Below are 19,530 nucleotides of genomic sequence, written 5' to 3' on the forward strand. Positions count from 1 at the left end.
TTTTAAAATCACGCTGGTTCACATAACGTTTGGTGTTCCCGACATTCAACTCCACTAAGCCCACAAGGGGGGAGTCGTAACTGTGGTTAGGGAGTTGAATATGGTTGCTGAGTCCGCTTCTTCGAAATGCTGCTAATACATCTCGTCGGGCGGTCTACTCAATCGGCTGTCCGGTCTATAATATTTAGTTACGATATGGTACAAGGATTTTTCCTTGAAGCCGAGACTCTCGTACAGCGTTTTCGCAGGATTGCCTTTGACTACCTCAAGCTTAACGATCTTTTCGCCACGATGCATCATCTCATTCAAAAGAAATGAAACGAAGGCTTTACCGTATCCACGAGATTGCATATCTGGCCGAACTGCCACCTGACGCAGCTCACAGCCGTCAATAACTCCACATGCCGCTATTTCACCATCGATATCCATTACAAATCTGTTGTTTCTATCTTTCAAAAAATTATTCCGTTCCCATTCTGAAGGTGCAATATAATACGATGGGAGAATACCAACTCGTTCACGCATTTTGTAAAAAGCCATTTCGCGAATAACATGCCACACAGGATAATCATCATCTTCATACTGCCTGATAGGAAAATGACTTTCAGGAAGAATTTCTCCTTCACGCACCATGATATAAGAAGAATGAAGTATGTGGTAACCGTTCTTACATACAAATTGCAGAGAAGACCGATCGCCGTCCATACATGCACCAATCGAACGTTCGACTGCCTCGTATTGATTAAGTAATTGTTCTGCGCTTTCAATAAGCTTGCTACCGATGCCTTTTCCTCTATATTCCTTTCTTACAAAGATTGTCATCTCGGTTCCTCTCCCCTTAAAACCGCTAAAGGAGAGAAATCCCACGGTCACATTGTTGTAACAAGCAACAAATATACCTTCAGGAAAATTGATTTCGGTCTCCAGAAACTTTTCCTTAAAGTATTCATCCCCAAACAACATGGCTTGGATAGCGGATATATCCCTTTCGGGTTTGTAGGGTTCTATTATTAGATTCTCCACCTTGATAATCCTTTCAATTAATAGTGTGTTTTATCCACTCGTTATAATCATGACATCAATGTATCGCCTGAATCCTATTCCTCGAACCATCTACGTCGACCAAGGGGCGAATGCCTCGCAGTAGGAACGTCATGTGAGTTGATGTAATTGCCATCTCCAAAATACCGTTAAATCATGTTTCCCTTATATGTACTTCTTTCTCTCCATCTTCCCAAACCACATGAATTTCGAATGTCCCATCTTGGAAAAAGTAGGGCATTCTTCTTCTGATAGATTGTTGCATAGGTAAATGTTCTAAATCTGAAATCTTCACCCACTCTGGTATACCTTCTGTGAAATCCGACAATAATTCTCCAGAAAAATCGTTTGTTAAGTAATTTAAAATAATGTGTCTATCATCGGCTTCTTCATTTACATACTCATAGATCCCTTTAAACCTCAGATTTTTAACAATAAGTCCTGTTTCTTCTTTTACTTCTCTGATCGCACCTTCAATTGGACTTTCAGGAAATTCCAATTTACGTTGCGCGAATTTTGTGTTATATGATGTCAAAGCCTTCATCGATTACTTACAAGTTCTTCTCATCAATCTTTGCAAAAATAAATGTATCTCTTAACGTACTCCCATCAACAGATGTATCTTCATTTCTTAGTGTCCCTTCTAATGTAAATCCTAATCTTTCTGGAATTGATCTACTCTTATCATTCAATGTATCGCATCGGATTTCCACTCTTCGAGCTTTTAATACATTAAATGCAAAGTCAGAAATACCCTGTACTGCTTCAGTCATGAGTCCTTGCCCACTATGTCGACTGTCTATCCAGTATCCGATCTCGAATTTAGGTATATTCCAGTTAGGATTATGTAGACCTGAAGATCCAATATATTGGTTAGTATCTTTATGAAAGATAAGAAATCTAAGATCTTCTCTCTTTAAAAATTTCAAATAAGCCTCTCTTAAGTTAGCTTCAATTATTTCCTCTGATTGTTCTTTCTGTGCAAAAGGAAGCCATCTTCTTAATTCATTTAGTGAAGCCATAATGGATTCATATACTATCTTTCCATCTCCAGGATATGGACTTCTGATCAGTAATCTATCAGTAAAAAATTGGCTTGGAAAATCTATTAATATCGGATTCAAAAAGTAGTCGCCCCTTTGTTTCTTTATTGTTTGCATTGATTCCATCTAACTCCATATCCACAAACTTCGCAAATCCCCACCACACACTGGAATATACGCTCCGGTAATAAACGACAACAAGTCCGAAGCCAGGAATGCCACGGCATTGGCAAAGATAATATGAGGCAGCGCGCCGAAGTGTTCAAGCACCGCATTCCGCCAAGGTTCTGACCATGACGCGGCCTAATTGGCCCGCAGCTCCGTAATTAACGCAATGTTATCAGTCAAATCCATCTTCATTGTGCATTCGCTCCTCTACCGTCTGACTGGTTATTTTCGCCTATCATACCATAATCATCTATCACGAGACATGACAAAAAAAGACCAGAAACGAACTCCTGGTCCTGGCCTAAACCTATCATAATCTATCTAATCCATAGATCACGCATCATCTTCTCAAACTTGCTAACCTAAACCTTAAGGTTCAAAACCCTTCTGGCTCACAAACAACTGCTCCTCCGGAAACTCCCTGCTAAATCGGTCATAGACCACCTGATAAGCAGCTGGATCGTACCATTCGTGCTCCCCAAGCTCCTCGTACAGAGCCTGAACCGGCAGTCTTTTTGTACGTTTCCCGCCACTGCCATCCCCCATAAAATAATCGTCGATGCACACGCGAGTCACGAGCGGCCGCAGGATCTGTGGGAAAGCCTCCGTGCTCGGAAGCACGGGTGCAATCGCTGCTTGAACGGGAATTCCTGCGTCTCTCAGGAGTGCCAGGACTTTCAGTCTCGCTTGGATCGGCGGGGCTGACGGCGTAAAATGCTTGCGCATCTCATCACGGTCCGTCTCGACCGTCATGCTTACCCGCACGCGTTCTCCTAACTGCTGCAGCAGATCAATATCCCGCTGGACCAACGGACTGCGCGTCTGTACGAGCAGAAAATCCGGCGGTTCGCTGACCATCACCTCAAGCAATGCACGAGTCACTTCTTCCTTGGCCTCAACCGGCTGGTAAGGATCGGTGCTGGAAGACATGAAAATCGTGACGGGTCCCTTGGACTTGGCACGCTTCAGTTCTTTACGTAGGATGGCAGCAGATTCGAGTTTAACGTCAACCCAGCTCCCCCATTCCTGATTGCGGAATATCGATACCGGCATTTGCCGGACATAGCAGTAAGAACAAGCGAAGGTGCAGCCCGTATACGGATTCAAGGTATGGGTGTACCCATTCAGGAATCCCGTTCCTTTATTGAGCAGGGTCTTCGGCGTTTTATAAAGCACTTCTTGTTTCACCTAACTCGGACACCCCATTCCAACACTTTCTCCTATTATACTATTTCTCTCCTCACATCCCATAATGAATGAGTAAACACACGCGCCCCTCTACTTTGCATCATGAAAAATAATCCCGAGGCTGTATCTGGTACCCGACGTAATCGTGCTGACACCATGCCGGAGCGTGGTCCGGTAATACCCCCGCGTTCCCTGAACGGGACGATGGTTGGTCGGAAAGATCAACCCCGCTCCTTGTTCCAAGGTGATTACATGGCCCTGGCTCTGTGCCCGCGGCCGCTGCTCGATAAGCAGAAACTCTCCTCCCGAATAATCGACTTCCTTCTCATTCAGAACAAACACCACTTGAAACGGGAAAAATTCATCTCCGTACAAATCCTGATGCAAGCAATTATAGCCGCCCTCTTCATATTTCAAAATCAACGGCGTCGAACGCTTTTGCCCCTGCGTATGGCACATCTTAAGAAACTCATCCAAGCTCGCCGGATACCTCTCCTCATGTCCAAGCTGCGTCAACCAACGGTTAGCCGTCAGCGCAAGCTCAGGATACAAGTCTTCCCGAAGCTGCTGCAGCGATTCTGGCAGCGGAGCTTGATAATACTTGTACTCTCCGAGCCCAAACCGGTGCCGAGCCATATTGATCGTGTTTCGAAACCGATCCTCTTCCGAATAGGTGTTGATAATCTCTGTACACTCTTCAGATAGCAGGAGCTTTGGTAGGACAGCATAGCCCTGTTCATCCAAAGCTCCTTGTATCCCCGACCAATCGAGCCCTGCTATGCGTTGCGGCAATGAATTAGGCATAATTCATCGTCTCCCTCATCCTGGCTCGCTCACCCTCAAGCTCCAGCAGCCGGGTCTTCATGGCAAGCCCCCCGCGATACCCCGTCAATGCGCCGCTTTTGCCAATTACCCGATGACAAGGAACTGTTATCAGCAGCGGATTAGCCCCAATAGCCGCTCCTACAGCTCGAACTGCTGCCGGCTTTCCGATCTGGTTGGCGATGTCAGAATACGTAAAAGTCTGCCCATACGGGATCTGGCATAGCGCATTCCATACCGCCATCTGAAAAGCGGTCCCCTTGTAATCCAAAGCCAACTCAAACCGATCGCGTTTCCCCTGAAAATACTCCATCATCTCGGCGGCATATGGCTGCATAGCTTCATCATTCTGCACGATTTCACAGCCAGGGAATTTTGCTTGTACCCAGTCCTCCAACTCTGTTAAAGGCTTATCCTGTGATCCGACGTAGCATAATCCCTGCTCCGTGGCCGCGATGTATACACTCCAGTTATCATGGCGCAGTTGAGTCCAGTTAATGGTAATCGAATGATTGGATTTCATGATCGTGCACCTCCGCACTCGTATTTTTTAAATATTGCCCGCGATAGCTAAGGGGGGTCATCCCCGTTTTCTTCTTAAACAGCGTGATAAAATAAGCCGTGTTCTCCATGCCCACTTTATGGCCGATATCCGAGATCGCCAAGCTGGAATTCGTCAGGAGCTCCTTGGCCTTGCCGATCCGATAATCCTGAATGTATTCCATCGGGGTCTGACCTTTGACACGCTTGAATATCCGGTGCAGATGGTACGGACTGCCGTGGCTCACATCGGCCAATACATCAAGTGATAAATGATCCATGTAGTGTGTATCGATATACTCGGTGACGAGTTCAATCCATTCGTGGTCCGGCAGACGTTCTCCCGTAGGCTTGCACCTTTTGCATGGCCGGAAACGCTCAGCTTTCGCTTCATCCGCCGATTGAAACACGCGCACATTTTCAAACTTCGGGGGTCTGGATTTACAGGATGGCCTGCAGAAGATCTTTGTTGTCTGCACCGCATAGAAAAACTTGCCGTCACTGTCCTTGTCGTTGTTGATAATGGCCTGCCACTGGGCTTCGGTCGGTTGTATTCGGTTTGCCACGTTTCCTCACCTCCGCTAACATTATAACCACAGGATAATCCTGTTGTACGCTTTTTGGAATAGAAGAGCAAGATAACAAAATTATACGGTCTGCATTTATGGTACAACTAGTATGGAAGAGTTCAGGAGCGAAAGGAAACGATGAAGATGCAGAAGCGAAACCAGATACATGACGATAAGCCCTATACTATGGAGAACCATCCCCCCCGGGACAGCTGGGAAGATCATGCCGAAGCCATAAGGCTGTTCGTACCGAAGGAGTTCAGTTTTACGGAGAACCTCAATTATTTGCAAAGATCGCCGAACGAATGTCTTTTTCATATCCGGAATGACAGCATCTACCGGGCTATCCCGCTTGATGGTGACATCGCTGTGATTGAAGTCAGTGCGGAGCCTCAAGAACAGGCGATCCTTGTTCGGTTTTTGGGGAATACCGCCCCCTCCGATCCCTGCAAGCGGTCGGAAGTAGCGGGTTATGTTCGGGACTGGTTCGATCTGAATACCGATCTCGTACCGTTCTATACGATGGCGGAAGCAGATCCATTACTCAGTCAAGCCGTTCAATCCTTCTACGGGCTTCGCAATATGGGTATTCCCGATCTGTTCGAGGCTTTGTGCTGGGGCATTCTGGGGCAGCAGATTAACCTCGCCTATGCCTATACGTTAAAAAGACGTTTCGTAGAAGCCTTCGGCCGCCGCGTGGAGTGTGAAGGAGAGATTTATTGGATTTTTCCAAGACCTGAGGACATTGCACCGCTGCGTGTTGAAGACCTGGACGGGCTTCGGATGACCGTGAAAAAAGGCGAGTATCTTATCGGAGTGGCCCAGCTTATGGTAGAAGGAAAATTGACCAAGGAGCAGCTGCTTGAAGCAGGCAGCTTGAAACAAGCGGAGAAACAACTGGTCAGCATTCGCGGGATCGGACCATGGACGGCCAATTATGTGTTGATGCGCTGTTTGCGAATACCGGCGGCTTTTCCTATCGATGATGTGGGTCTGCACAATGCCATCAAACAACTGCTGGGCTTGGAGGTCAAACCGACGAAGAAGGAAATACTGGAGCTGTCGGCAGCATGGGCGAACTGGGAATCCTACGCCACATTTTATCTGTGGAGGTTTCTCTATTAAAGTTCAAACATAATAAAGAGGACGTCTCCCTCTTCTGCCATCACAGACAGCAGGGAGACCTCCCCTATTTAGCAAACCCTTTGATCCGAGAATCAACTATTCGATGAAGTACAGTTTACCATCAACCTCGAGTGAGATCGCGGATTGCGACAAATCGTCTTTAAGCTTCTTCGCATAATCCACCACTTGATTAAGCGAGTCCTTGTCAAGCTTCTCGGCAAACGCGTACACGATCGTTACTTTTTCCTTGATCAGGGTTTTGTTATTGTCCACCCATGCCCCTTCACCCGGAATCGCCGTTGCTCCGCCAAACCAGCCGGACAGCTTTGTCAGTGTTTGGTCAACAAACTTCTGATGAGCTGCATCCGTCATCGGAATATCTCCCTTCACCGTTGAAGGCACGTAAATCTTAACGACATGATCCAAATGGAACTGATCGTTCAGAGCACTCTGTGTAATGGCGGTTGCCGTCGGATTGCCCTCTGCACTAAAAGACTGCTGAACCGGTACTACGATAAGTGTTAACAATAATGCCGCTGCAAAAGCGATAAGCCAACCTTTTCTCTTCATGTCCATTTCTCCTTTATGTATGGTCTCGTATCCCGTACAAGCATGGCATATCAGTTGTCCAGTGCAACCTTCCTGCCATCCGCACGATACAAACTAGCACATATTATATACTGGCCTTTGCTTATCAGCTATGGGACATACGGATTATATTATGCGGAATCATGTAAAAAAGCCGATATTCCCGATAAACAAACTGCGAGAATTCGACTTTTGATGATTACAGCGCTATTTTATCGATCCGATCCTGGATAAACTCTCCACCGAACGATGATCCATGCTGCCGTTCAAAATAGCTTGAACATCATGCAGCGTATCCTGCAAAGGCACCCGCTCGCCAGGTACCCCGGTGTAAGCCTCGGCAACGTAAAAAGGCTGCGTAAGATAAGCCTCAAGCCGTGCTCCACGCTCATAAACCTCCGTCTCGGATGCCGGAATGGCCTGCAATCCTCGCACTTGAACCAGCGAACGCAGCTCGCGATAACGGCGCAGCAGCTTCTGGGCCCGCTGTTGGACCGATAAGTGAGCCTGATCCAGGTGAACGCCTTCCAATACGGAAGATGTAGAATATAACGGGTTCACGGCAGGAAACATATGTCTGGCCGCCAGATCGGCATCGAAATACCACAGCGTCTCCAGCGGACCGTAAGGCATGTCTTCATCAACAACCGCACCTTTAAGGTCCACAAGAAAAGTCGTGACCTGCCTCAAACCCTCTTGTTGAAGACGTTCCTGGAGGTCGTAGATTTTGCCGGTCAAGACATGCTCCCGGTCCGCTGCAAACACAATCTCTTTATCGGTATTTGCATTCGTCACAATGGAATAGGTTTCTTCTATTGAATTGGCAACCCGTTCTACATCATTCAGCATATCCTGCAGCTCGAGATATTCGCCTTCCGGCTTCAGCAGAATCGTCATATACCCTTCCTGCTTGAAGTGATGAAACAATTCACCGAGCAGCACCAATTGGCCCATTCCGGGACGGGCGACCAGCCCGACGGTACCGCCTTTGGCCAAAGGAGCAAATAGATCAAGGGGCTTAATGCCCGTTTCGATCATCTCCACACTTTCCCCGCGCAGAATCAGTTCATCCAAACTGCATTTTGCCAGAGATGCCAATGCGGCAATGGTGCGGACTTCCGCCCGACCAACGGGAATTTTTCCTGTGCATAGGTTGGAGACCGTGGCCGGCCGTAATCCCACGGATTTGGCTGCGCTGGTCAGGTTCGGAACTCTTTGTCGTAAAAGTGATACATTCAGCTTCAGATTGTCCAAGTGCGTACACCCTTTTTAGTGATAGATTGATGGTTCTGCCTAATCTCTTTTTAGAAAAGAGTCTGCGGTGCGGACAAACACATCCACATCCGGTTCAAAAATATTATGATCATGCTCCTCGAACGCCACGATGCTTGCCTGAGGCAGCGACAGCTTATATTGTTCCACTGCTTCTAATGATAACCCGGGATGTGGTTTTACGCCACGGATAATAAGGACTGGGCATGTCAATCGGGTTAAGTCGTTCCACAATTCGACCTTAGCCGATTCCTGTTGCAGCGCCTGTAAAGCCGATGTTTTCATACGGTCGGACAGCTTCTTTCCTCTCCAAGGCGGTAGCGAAGCAAAGAATTCCACCCATCCCGCTGGCAGCTGGGTATGAACCGCGGGATAGTCTCCGATGATCAGGCCTTGAATGCGTTCCGGATTCTGAACCGCGTAGCCTAACTGATAGGACCCCCTCGGGAGTATCCCATGAGTACGAATTGCTCAAGTTCAAGATGACAAATAGCCGCATCAATGTCGCTGATATGGTCCTCGAGCGTATATCCCGAAGCAGGCGAATCACTTCGGCCCCGACCACGAAGCGTGATGACAACGATATGCCTCGGCGACAGCTTTTCCATAATGGTGATGTAATCCTCAGCCGACTCGGACAGTCCCGGGATGATGACCAATGAGTTTTGTTCATTCCTAAGCTCCCGATGTACCTCCGTCACATGAATATATACCCCTTGGTTATTGACCATTGTCTCGTATAACTGCATACATTAGACCTCCTTAAAAATGGACATTTATTTATGAAGTTTGATTATAGAGTTATCTCCTTTTTTTCATCCGTCTGAGCCATCCCCCTTAACTTCCTTTCACCTCAACGCCCCAAAAGGTAAAAATGCGTGCACGCCCTTAAGGATGTTCACGATCTGGGTTACCCGCAGATCCACCGTCAAGGTGGCGTAGGCGTACGCCTCCGTTCTTGAAATAGAGTAAAGCTCGGTCATGAGATCAAGCATCCCGCTTAAGGCCATCCACATGGCTTCGTCCAGATCCTCGTGGAACCCCATCGTAAGCCACCCGGTACTCGTCTTGGCTCTGGGCATCGTTATGGGCATGTCGTCACGGACATGAAAGGTTAGACACACCTTATCCATGGGGCATTCCAGGGCGGGACCGCTAACTTCGCCGTCGCCCTGAGCCGCATGTCCATCCCCTGTTGAGAACAGCCCGCCATCCACAGGAATCGGCAGGTACAACGTGCTGCCAGCTGTCAACTCTTTGCAATCGAGATTGCCTCCATATGGGCGCGGCACAAAAGTCGTATGCTTGCCTTTTTCCTTCGGCGGCATGCCCATAACCCCCATAAACGGTTTCAGGCCGATGCCGTACTTGAAATCTCCGAACTGACTCCTGCCTGTCATTGTCCCGGCATCCAATTCAAAATCCAGCGTCACTTCCTTGGTGTCGGTCATGCCCAGCTTCTCGTTCCAATAACTCGGAAAACCTCCGGCAGAGGTCCACCCCCACGATCCGGGAATTACTTCGTTGATCTGAATCTCCAATGTAAGTCCGGGTTTAGCCCCTTCAATATGGACGGGACCCATTAACGCATGCCCAAAATGCTCCTCCTGCCGCTCCGGCTTGCGCTCCGTAAACTTCGTTCTCGCCGCGCCCGGGGCAGCACGCTTCTCCAGTCCCCAACCCGCATCCAAGGTTTGATACACGACAGTATCCCCAGACTGAATGTATAGGGCGGGCTCCAGTTCCCTGCTGAAAAATCCATGAAGCGTATGAATATCCGGTTGCAGCATATGAACCTCTGACATCCATCTTTCTCCCTTCACAACCATAATCAGAGTGGTCATTTCATGTCTCATATTTACTCTGTTACTTTATAAGGTATTTTAAATTACTCTTAGAGTCAATAATTAATTACTCCATAACGTAATATTAATTACTCTTAATACATTTTGTTACTCATACCCGTTCGTACCAAAGTAGGTCGTTGCAGCACAAAAAAACCGTCCGCTGCGCAGCTTCACTGCGAGGGACGGTTCATCACTATGTTCAGTTAAATTTCATATCAGCTAACGATGGAGCGTTCATGGGAATTAGCCCGTTACTATACTTCGAATCATTTTCATTGCACTCTATCAGGTTTGATCTGGCGCATAGTTCATCTTTGGAAACGCCATGTGCACCCTTAAAGAGCTCCATTTATTCACACTATCACCTTACCGGCAGGTAAGCAATAACACCTCCTCTATATAACCTCCCGCTCATCATTATCCGGAAGCTCTGGGAATGGCGCATGAGGCTCGGCCTGATACCAGAACGCCGTCGATGCAATATCGCTCTGCTGCGGAAGATACCTTCCTCCCGACCTCCAGCCGAGATCCTGAATGGTCACGCGAAGATCGCTTTGAAAGCGGATCGGATCCATGACATGCCATCGATACATGCCAAAACGCTGCTGACTTCGATACAATCCGTCCGGCTTCAGCACTTGGTGCATCCCCAGATATGGCGTCGAGTAGGTTCTATAGGTACCCATCGGCTGCTCCCAGTTCCAGGCTCCGCCAAAATAATCTTCCGTTCCCGTACCGCATAGGGTCGGATAATCCTGATCCCCGTCCATATAGAATTTGATCTCGCCTTCGCCCCACCAGCCGTTATTGTTCACCTGCCAGGCGAGGTATGTCCCTACATAGTGCCCGTGTCCAGTCACCCCATCCAGAATGGTGTAAACCTCTTTATAAGGAACGGGATTCGTTCTCCGCCACTGCGCATGAAAATAAGCCTCATCTTCCGGGATGTCCGTCAGCGTATAGTCAATTTGATAGTAAAGGACTGCCTTTTCCGGCGCACGGTTCTCCATCGTCAATCGGGCTTGCTTGCGAAAGGGCATCTGCCAGTAGCTGTTCATGCCGCCGGCCGGATTCACGGCAACCGGAATCGAATTGACGTCGCTGCGCTCGCCCCATCCGTTACAGAACAAATCGCCGACGGGTACCTCAACCGAAGGGTCTTTCTCATCATCCCAATACATTCGGATAATCAGATTGCGCCACAGTGTTGGATGACAGGTAAGCCAGATATGCTGAATCGCCCCGGGGCCCTGAATGTCACCCATCGTAAAGGTTTCTCCCGGTAAAATCTCCACGGAAGGGGAGACCTTCCAGCCCACGCCTAAATCCCTGGAAGCCGCTGCACCCGTGCCATCGGTGGCCATGCCGCCCTTTCCTTTTTCACCGGTAAAATTCTCCGCGCTGATGGATCTCGTCTGCGCATTGGACAGCCGGGATAAATTTCCGAGGTGCATGTTGAGCCCATTAAAGTTCATCATCTGTTATCGCTCCCTTAGTATGTGATATCGTATCCGTACCGCTCTTTCATGACGAACGAGGCCTGCAAAGCGGCCATCCCGCGTTCATTTAGGTGTTCATTCATGCATTCATTCCGGGTTTACCGCTCCTTAATGCCTTCAAGCGTTTCAGCACCCCATTTTCGCCTCTGCCCAAATAATCATGAAGTCCTTTATATTCCTTGTATAATTGGTCATACACACGAACATGAGCTTCGTTCGGCTTAAAAGTGTCTTCTCGAACACGGGCCATCGCTTCCGCCGCCTCTACGATGCTCGCAAAGCCTCCTTGCTCTTTGCCTGCCACCACGGCGCCGAACATGGCTGCGCCAAAAGCAGCCGTCTGGATGGTATCCGCTACTTTGATTTCTTTGCCGGTAACGTCAGCATAAATCTGCATCAGCAGCCGGTTTCGCTGCGGCAATCCGCCGCAAGCATAAAGCTCATCGACTTCTACGCCGCTTTCGGTAAAAGCCTCGATGATCGCCCGCGTTCCAAAGGCAGTGGCCTCCAGCAGCGACCGGTATATTTCCGCCGGCTTGGTCTGCAGGGTCAATCCAAAGATGACACCGCTAAGATCAGCGTCCATCAGGACGGAACGGCTTCCATTCCACCAGTCGATAGCCAGCAGTCCACTTTGGCCAGGCGCATATTGCGCCGCTTCCTTCTCAAGCCACTCATGAATGCCAAGGCGCTCTTCGGCAGCCTTGCGCCGGACATATTCTGGCACTGCCTCATCCACATACCAGGCGAATATATCGCCAACGGCCGATTGTCCGGCCTCACACCCGTAATAACCGGGAATGATCCCGTCCTCGACGACACCGCAAATGCCTTCACCCGTCACTTCCTTGTCGCTTAAAACCAAGTGGCAAGTAGAGGTGCCCATGGCAAGCACCATCTTACCGGGGGTTACTGCACTGACAGCCGGCACCATGGCATGGGCATCGATGATAGCTACAGCTACCGCAGTGCCCGGCAGAAGCCCGGTTAAGGCTGCCATCGACTCGGTTAATCCGCCCGCTTTTGAACCCAGTGGCTTGATCGGGCCTCTCAGCTTCGTCTCCACAAGGGACCCGAACCTCGGATCAAGCGACTGCAGGAACTCCTTGGACGGATATCCCTCCCTTTTATGCCAATTGGCTTTGTAGCCTGCGGTGCAGCTGCTCCGTGCGAGCTGACCGGTCAATTGCATGACCACCCAATCGGCAGCCTCCATAAATAGTACAGCTTGCTCATACAGCTCAGGAGATTCATTCAGAATCTGTAAAGACTTCGCAAGCATCCACTCCGAGGACAGCTTTCCACCATAGCGTGCAAGGAATTTCTCCCCTCGCCGCTTAGCGGCTTCATTGATCAGGTTCGCTTCATCCTGCGCCGCGTGATGCTTCCACAGCTTTACCCAGCTGTGCGGATTGTCCCTCCATTCCTCCAGCAAGCACAGCGGAGTCCCGCCAGCATCCAGTGGCATCATCGTGCATGCCGTGAAGTCAATACCGATTCCGATGACTTGATCCGGTGATACGTTTGCCTCCGACAGCACACGCGGGATGGATTGCCGAAGCACCTCTATGTAGTCGTCCGGATGCTGCAGCGCCCAATCCTGCTCCAGCTTCAAACCCGAGTGGACCAGCACCTCGTCCATGACTCCGTGCGTGTACGGCGTCACATGGGTAGCAACTTCTTGCCCTGTCGTGATATCAACCAGCAGAGCTCTGCCCGATTCCGTACCGAAATCCACGCCAATGGTGTATAACTGTTTCATGTTATCTGCCTCCTATTTGTACAAAGGACCATAAGCTGTGCATGCCCGGTATTCGGCCGAGACCGGCTCCAGTCAGCCGAAAGCGGTCAGGCGCTTGGCCGGAATATCAGTGCCTCCTGTGCATGCATACTGGAATGCGGAGTATCAATCAATTTAATTGTTTCACTTCATTGCGGTATATCTCAAAAGCCGGTTCGGACAGCGGAGCTTCTTGGCGAATTCGGTGTAGAAGAATCTCTCCGGCTTTGATTCCCATGTCATAAGGATGCTGTTCCATGTAAAAGAGTCCCGATTCCTTAAGTAATGGACCGGCCTCTACCTCACCGAAAGAGGCTACAGCCATGTCGGTCGGAATCTTGAGACCGCTGCGTACAATCTCAAGCAGAACGCCAAGACTCATGCGGTTATTCAGGGATATAATAGCGGTTGGCCGATGCTCCGACCCCAGAAAATGCCGTACTGCTCGGATTCCGTCCTCTGTAGAAAAGTCACCGTTATACACCTTGGGTTCCTCATTCAACCCGTATTCCTTCATCGCCTTCCGAACACCGTCAAGACGTTCCCTGCCCGTGCTGGATCTTGTCGGACCGTTTACCACACCAATAACCGTATGCCCATCCTCAAGCAGCTTCCGGGTTAGGCGGGATGCGCTTTCGGTATTGTCCTCGGCTACCAGATCGAGATTCATCCCCGTTTCCGGAGAGTCCAGCTTCCGGTCTACGAGAACGATCGGCATTTTGGAATCCGCCAGCTGCTTGATCGCTGGATCATTACCGCCTGACGTCGCCAGTACGACAGCGTCCACGCGCTTTTCCTGCATAAGCTTAAGCAATCGTCTTTCCTTGTCGGGATTCTCATCCGAGCTGCAGAAAATAAGTTGAAAGCCCTCTTTGCCTACAATATCCTCAATGCCTCTGGAGATGCCCATAAAATAAGGGTTGGAAATATCGGGAACGATGACGCCGATCATATAGGTTCGGTCCTGCTTCAGACTGCGGGCGATGGCGCTTGGACGGTAATTCAACTGGTTCACCGCCGCCATCACTCGCTCTTTAATCTCATCGCTTACATAATCGCTGTCGTTCAGCACTCTTGAAACGGTTGCCGTGGATACTTCTGCTGCCGCTGCTACTTGTTTAATCGTTGCTTTTGCCAAACATTGTTCACCTCAAAACGTTATGATACCTATATGTAATCGATTACGTAAACGATTACATCCACAGAGTACAAGATGGGACGTGCTTATGTCAACCCTCTTTGTTAAAACTTCGGAGAGAAGTTTAATCGAGCTTTTTGTAGACCTTCAACTTATCTCAATCTTGGTGGATTGGAAGGCTTATCACGCTCAAATTCTAATAGAAAAAAAGCCCCGTGCCATCATGCAAGACGGTTGATGCTCCACTGCGGTCAACCGGATTAATTGATAGTATCTTAGGGGGCCAAGTGTACTGCTGCAAGATCCCACAACTGTCCACTTCTTATTAGGAACCCGGCTGGTTATTTGGGGATCAGACTTCAAGAGGCTTGAATTTTAAATACGTGTTGCTCTTCAATATCGACCTGACCCTTGAGATCGTATCCTTTCTAATGGGTAGGCGGGCCACTTTACTAAGCAAAACCCAGCGCAGACAGGCTATAGCTTCAAAAAGCTCGAGCTCATCCGCTTCGTAACGGTTCTCGGTACAAAATACAGCACGGTAGAAAGAAGCTCCCTTCTCGCTCACATATATCCACATTAAGAATATCGACCAAGCGATGTCATACCTGGGATCGCCCATTTGGACATTAGTCCAATCGATGACGGTCAACTTGTCTTCCATCTCAAGAATATTGCCCAGATGGTAGTCGCCATGGATGACACAATCTTGTTTCATGTTCGCACGCTGAACAAGCTCCATCAATGGCTGTTTGATATCGGGAAACTCATCAATTCGAGGATAAAAATAGGAGATGAAATCATATCTCTTCAACCCAGAGCCTCTCTGGCTATCCAGGGGAAGCTTATGTATATCCATTAGCATCTTAGCGAGTTTCATTAGTTTAGGCTGATTCACATTTTGAACGGGAGTACCATCGTAACTGGTCAGCAAAACTGGGTTGCCATTCCGGTCTGTCCCCCAGCCTAAAGGTTTCGAAACCGCGCTTCCATGCGTGCACAATGCATTCAATATGTGATATTGCATCTGAACGTTGGGCTTGGAATCTTTATTCCAAACCTTTAGTACATAGTCTGCCGTTAATGTGGTGATCATCATCACTTCTGCCTCCATCCCGGAATCTAATGGGACGGCATGGAATGAAGTTTCATGCTTGAGCAATGACTCAAGCGTCTCGTTTTTCTCCAACCAATTTATTTCTCGCAAATTACGTTCCTCCGTCATTATGCAACGACTCGATGGTCGCAAAAATATGGGAATAGACAGCCTGGATATTGGTCTCATTCATTACACCGTTGTATAAACCGTAACCCCAATGCGACGCATCCTTGCCGTAATATCCTGTTGCGTACATATCCGATGAAAGATCCGGAACCTCATCGTAGGACAATTCCTCGATCGTGAAGGGGACATGAGATTTTTTAGACTCGATATAGAAAAAAGGCACTTCAGCCTGATGATAAACTTTTGTATACTTGGGCTCAGAAGCTTCCACTAGATGTTCTTTGGTTATGAAAACAGCGTCAAGCTCCGCGGGAATGTCTAGATCCTCTAGCTGCTGAAACGTAACCTCCCTAAAACCCACATGCCCCTTCTCCCTAACTTGCGGTGTTTCTCCGATCACACCAATAACGAGGCTTCTGCCCTTATAAAGGGGCATATCGATCGAATCTCGTTGAGCATTGCCATTTATCAGAATAACAAATACAAGCAATAGGATTACTATTATTTTTCTTTTCATGAACATCTCCTTCGTCAATTTTCCCTTTCTCACCAACGCATTCCATGTCTCTTATCCCATTACTCTTTCTTTTTTTATACTTCTTCCTAGCGACAACAACATGCGTATTATCCAATAACTCCATATTATGTGTATTCCTGAGCTTCGTAAACATTTATCTTAACCTTTGAAAACATATCTGTATAACAAAAAAACCGCGATCCACGCGGTTTTTCGATGGTTCAATCCATTTAATTATTTCTTAGCGACTCTTCTCCGCTCCCCGATAAGAGGAAATTCACCGATCCGAAGCCTGGCGCTTCCGTACGGAACTAACTCCAATTCCGTAATGGGCTGTCCGTCCGTGTTCGGATGCAGCGGAGGGTTTCCGGCATTATTGCCTTCCATTTTCCAATCCCGAATCAGTTGACCTTTAACCTTCACCCTGACAGGTGCATCCTTCGCCAGGAACGGCTGGCGGACCATATCCTGCTCAAGTACCTCGAATGACGTATCGGCGACCAAACCGTATTTCCACGGGGATGCAGGGTATATCTCCCAATCGTGGAACATGTCGCGCTGCCGGATCATCTGCCAGTTCTCCTTTACGGGCAGCACATACACCAGCGGCCCTCTTTCAATGCTGGTAGCGTACATGCTGCGTGACACGGTCTTCACTTCCATGGGCAAATGAATGTCCAATCGGTCACCGTTCTGCCAGTTCTGCACGATTCTTGCATAACCGGACTCCACCTGGAATGGCAATTCGCGCCCATTCAGAGTTATACGGGGATCGTCGCACCAGGCCGGGATGCGCAGCGATAGAGGAAACGATACCGCGGATTCCAACGACAATTTGATTTGAACGCGATCCTTGAACGGATATTCGCCGGTTACCTCGACCACAGCCGGAACGCCTTGACGACCGGCCGTGGTCCTCACCGTGCATGGGGCATAGGAAACCGCAACAAGCCCGTCCTCCTGATCCTTCATCCACAGATGCGATGTCAGCTTGGGCCAGCCTTGATGCATATTGGCCGTGCAGCATCCGAAGTTCGGCTCCAGACCGAAGACGTTGGCGTCGGGGCCGTTGCTCCAGGCCCGTGGAGCGACATTGCAGATCATCTGGTTGACTTGCTGATCATACTGATGCGAGGTCCAATCCGGGGAGATGGCGGCAGGCAGTGCATTAAATGCAACCTTCTCCAAAATATCCCCGAAACGTCCGTCCCCGAAAATACGCGTCAGCTGCTCCATCGAGAACATATACTCCACGACGGCACATAATTCTACGCCTTGACTCGGATGGGTGCCGGATAACCATTCGTCTCCGGAGAACATGCCATGCGCTTGGCCGTGATACGTCATCAGGGAATCGATGCCTCGATGTACACTTTCCCGCTCCACCGGATTTCCGTTTAATTCATACAGCACGCCCGGCGTTTTGATTCCCATCGCCACATTCACGACATGGGTTGTCCAATCCCACTCTTCGACCTTTCGCCAGAACGGAAAATCATGAAAGATGTCGCTCCAGTCCGTTGTTTGTCCGGCAACAATATCCGCAAGCTCTAACAGAAAAGGTTGCTTCGTACGTCGATATAACCACACGATGCACAGCAGCATCTCCGCACCCCTGGTTTGGGCCCAGCCCCGCAGCGGCTGTTCCTCGATAACCGAATGGACATAAGTAAAAAACTTCGTCAGAAAAGGGATGATCCGTTCATCGCTCTTTGCTTCTTCATGCTGCATCATCACTTTCAACATGATCATGTAATGCCACCAGTCCTGCTCCTTATCGATATCCTGGTTCACGGAGGTAATGCGCACCGGACCGAACATGCCATTCTCCTGCTGGCTCGCAAGCGACCACTCGATCCACCGATTCGCTTTGGCAATCAAAGACTCATCTTCGAGCAAATAAGCTAACGGAAGCAAGCCGTCGACATAATACGGTCCCCGTTCCCAGCTCTCTCCCTGGCCTCCAAGCCACCCGTTCTCATCCCCTACGTCTTTCCACTGTTCTTCCAAATGTCCGGTAAACCCGCTTGCTTGAATCTCCAACTGACTCTTAAGCCAGCCAGCCGGTTTAATTGCTCCTAATGGCAAGCTGTTAAACGCAGTCTCATGCAGCATCAACTTCCACGCTCCTTGTTTCTGTCTTGTTGGTGCACACTCTGGTAGAAATATACCATCTGGGCCAGGCGTTACCCTATACACAGAAACAACATCTTTTTATCCGATTACAACATGCTGTCTTATTGAATCCGGAACAGTAAAACGATTATCATAGAGAAAAGTTCGTTTGAGGAGGAGGCCTGGTCGCAGATGATCTTCCAGTTCACAGCGCCGCCGCTACCGCACTATATGATTTGTGGAGAAGATACCTATCAGGTAGGAGACCAACATCCGGATCGCTATAACATTGGGGTCTTTGATCTGATTCTGGTGACAAAAGGGGCGTTATTTCTGGAGGAGAACGGAGTTGCTTACAGGGTAAAGAGCGGCTGTCACCTGATTTTAAGACCCGATGCCGCGCACCGTACGTATCTGCCCTGTCAGGAGGAGACCCACTTTTATTGGCTGCATTTTCAGACGTGCGGTCGTTGGATTGAAACGGAGGAACTGACCCTTTTTGCCTTATCGCAAACCGATCAGCCTATTGTACAGATCGAGAGTTTCTCTTTTTATATACCCAAGTATGGAGAGCTACCTTCGATAGAGCAAGCGAGACTCCTGATAGATCAATTGCAGAACCTTCAGCCATCGTCTTCTTCGGCGGCACGCTGGAAGCAGCAGCAGCTGCTGCATGAGCTGCTCCTGCTGTTTCAAGCCGAAGAGGATGGAATCCAGCATCAGAATCCTCAATATGCCATAGCCGAACGAACCGCCAACTATTTGAGACAACATTACAAAGAACCGGTCAGCTATCAGAGATTATCCGATGCCATGCACTTCCACCAGAACTATCTGTCGATCTGCATGAAAAAAACGTTCGGCTGCACGCCCCTGGAATATCTGACACGGCATCGGATCGAACAAGCCAAGCGATTATTGATCCACACCAACGATCCGATCGGACGCATTGCCGAAGAATCCGGATTCGGCTCTTTTCCGTATTTCATTCGCTGCTTTATTCGTTATACAGGCTTCAAACCCAAATCCTTTAGGCAGAAATACCGTTCCTAA

Annotated in this window: 20 protein-coding genes; 2 read left to right on the plus strand and 18 right to left on the minus strand. The window is 48.9% G+C overall.

The window, feature by feature from the left end; translation table 11 throughout:
• Positions 1–132: 132 nt before the first annotated feature.
• The 7 genes from MKY48_RS19840 to MKY48_RS19870 form a co-directional block, all read right to left on the minus strand.
• Entirely contained in the window at positions 133–1,023 is an 891-nt protein-coding gene (locus MKY48_RS19840) for a GNAT family N-acetyltransferase (RefSeq protein ID WP_339290492.1), read from the minus strand.
• 172 nt (positions 1,024–1,195) lie between these two features.
• On the minus strand, positions 1,196–1,585 hold the full coding sequence (locus MKY48_RS19845) for an NUDIX domain-containing protein (RefSeq protein ID WP_339290494.1): 390 nt from the start codon (positions 1,583–1,585) through the stop codon (positions 1,196–1,198).
• A 7-nt stretch (positions 1,586–1,592) separates the two neighbouring features.
• Positions 1,593–2,165 (minus strand): GNAT family N-acetyltransferase, encoded by a 573-nt coding sequence (locus MKY48_RS19850; protein ID WP_339293530.1) that lies wholly within the window; start codon positions 2,163–2,165, stop codon positions 1,593–1,595.
• A 456-nt stretch (positions 2,166–2,621) separates the two neighbouring features.
• Entirely contained in the window at positions 2,622–3,440 is an 819-nt protein-coding gene (locus MKY48_RS19855; protein ID WP_339290496.1) for a radical SAM protein, read from the minus strand.
• Positions 3,441–3,530: 90 nt separating this feature from the next.
• A complete protein-coding gene (locus MKY48_RS19860) occupies positions 3,531–4,244 on the minus strand; it encodes a 2OG-Fe(II) oxygenase (protein ID WP_339290498.1) in 714 nt (237 codons plus the stop codon).
• On the minus strand, positions 4,237–4,785 hold the full coding sequence (locus MKY48_RS19865) for a methylated-DNA--[protein]-cysteine S-methyltransferase (protein ID WP_339290499.1): 549 nt from the start codon (positions 4,783–4,785) through the stop codon (positions 4,237–4,239). The genes MKY48_RS19860 and MKY48_RS19865 overlap by 8 nt, the downstream gene beginning before the upstream one ends.
• Positions 4,757–5,368, minus strand: a complete 612-nt coding sequence (locus tag MKY48_RS19870) for a bifunctional transcriptional activator/DNA repair enzyme AdaA (protein ID WP_339265731.1) — start codon at positions 5,366–5,368, stop codon at positions 4,757–4,759. The genes MKY48_RS19865 and MKY48_RS19870 overlap by 29 nt, the downstream gene beginning before the upstream one ends.
• 189 nt (positions 5,369–5,557) lie before the next feature.
• On the opposite strand from MKY48_RS19870, the gene MKY48_RS19875 reads away from it, so the two are divergent.
• Positions 5,558–6,496 (plus strand): DNA-3-methyladenine glycosylase, encoded by a 939-nt coding sequence (locus MKY48_RS19875; protein WP_339293531.1) that lies wholly within the window; start codon positions 5,558–5,560, stop codon positions 6,494–6,496.
• Between the two features lie 96 nt (positions 6,497–6,592).
• Here the strand turns inward: MKY48_RS19875 and MKY48_RS19880 are convergent, their stop codons facing one another.
• From MKY48_RS19880 to MKY48_RS19930, 11 genes are all read right to left on the minus strand, one after another.
• Positions 6,593–7,066 (minus strand): DUF3574 domain-containing protein, encoded by a 474-nt coding sequence (locus MKY48_RS19880; protein WP_339290501.1) that lies wholly within the window; start codon positions 7,064–7,066, stop codon positions 6,593–6,595.
• Positions 7,067–7,291: 225 nt separating this feature from the next.
• Positions 7,292–8,338, minus strand: coding sequence for a hypothetical protein (locus tag MKY48_RS19885; protein ID WP_339290503.1), 1,047 nt, complete (start codon positions 8,336–8,338; stop codon positions 7,292–7,294).
• A 39-nt stretch (positions 8,339–8,377) separates the two neighbouring features.
• Positions 8,378–8,641 (minus strand): alpha/beta hydrolase, encoded by a 264-nt coding sequence (locus MKY48_RS19890; protein WP_339290505.1) that lies wholly within the window; start codon positions 8,639–8,641, stop codon positions 8,378–8,380.
• 140 nt (positions 8,642–8,781) lie between these two features.
• On the minus strand, positions 8,782–9,105 hold the full coding sequence (locus tag MKY48_RS19895; RefSeq protein WP_339290507.1) for an alpha/beta fold hydrolase: 324 nt from the start codon (positions 9,103–9,105) through the stop codon (positions 8,782–8,784).
• Positions 9,106–9,204: 99 nt separating this feature from the next.
• Entirely contained in the window at positions 9,205–10,161 is a 957-nt protein-coding gene (locus MKY48_RS19900) for an acetamidase/formamidase family protein (protein ID WP_339290509.1), read from the minus strand.
• A 437-nt stretch (positions 10,162–10,598) separates the two neighbouring features.
• Positions 10,599–11,681, minus strand: a complete 1,083-nt coding sequence (locus tag MKY48_RS19905) for a glycoside hydrolase family 172 protein (protein WP_339265740.1) — start codon at positions 11,679–11,681, stop codon at positions 10,599–10,601.
• 100 nt (positions 11,682–11,781) lie between these two features.
• A complete protein-coding gene (locus MKY48_RS19910; protein WP_339290510.1) occupies positions 11,782–13,464 on the minus strand; it encodes a ribulokinase in 1,683 nt (560 codons plus the stop codon).
• A 148-nt stretch (positions 13,465–13,612) separates the two neighbouring features.
• Positions 13,613–14,620 carry a LacI family DNA-binding transcriptional regulator gene (locus MKY48_RS19915; RefSeq protein WP_339290512.1) on the minus strand — a complete coding sequence of 336 codons (1,008 nt, stop codon included), beginning with the start codon at positions 14,618–14,620 and terminating at the stop codon, positions 13,613–13,615.
• A 352-nt stretch (positions 14,621–14,972) separates the two neighbouring features.
• The gene (locus MKY48_RS19920) at positions 14,973–15,827 is read right to left on the minus strand and encodes an aminoglycoside phosphotransferase family protein (protein WP_339290513.1); all 855 of its coding nucleotides are present in this window, start codon (positions 15,825–15,827) and stop codon (positions 14,973–14,975) included.
• Between the two features lies 1 nt (position 15,828).
• Entirely contained in the window at positions 15,829–16,362 is a 534-nt protein-coding gene (locus MKY48_RS19925) for a hypothetical protein (protein WP_339290515.1), read from the minus strand.
• A 234-nt stretch (positions 16,363–16,596) separates the two neighbouring features.
• Positions 16,597–18,477 carry a beta-L-arabinofuranosidase domain-containing protein gene (locus MKY48_RS19930; RefSeq protein WP_339290516.1) on the minus strand — a complete coding sequence of 627 codons (1,881 nt, stop codon included), beginning with the start codon at positions 18,475–18,477 and terminating at the stop codon, positions 16,597–16,599.
• Between the two features lie 192 nt (positions 18,478–18,669).
• Here MKY48_RS19930 and MKY48_RS19935 point away from each other — a divergent pair, with 192 nt between their 5' ends.
• Positions 18,670–19,530, plus strand: coding sequence for an AraC family transcriptional regulator (locus MKY48_RS19935; protein WP_339290518.1), 861 nt, complete (start codon positions 18,670–18,672; stop codon positions 19,528–19,530).

It is taken from the genome of Paenibacillus sp. FSL W8-0187, from assembly GCF_037969755.1.
In the GTDB taxonomy this organism is placed as follows: domain Bacteria; phylum Bacillota; class Bacilli; order Paenibacillales; family Paenibacillaceae; genus Paenibacillus_AQ.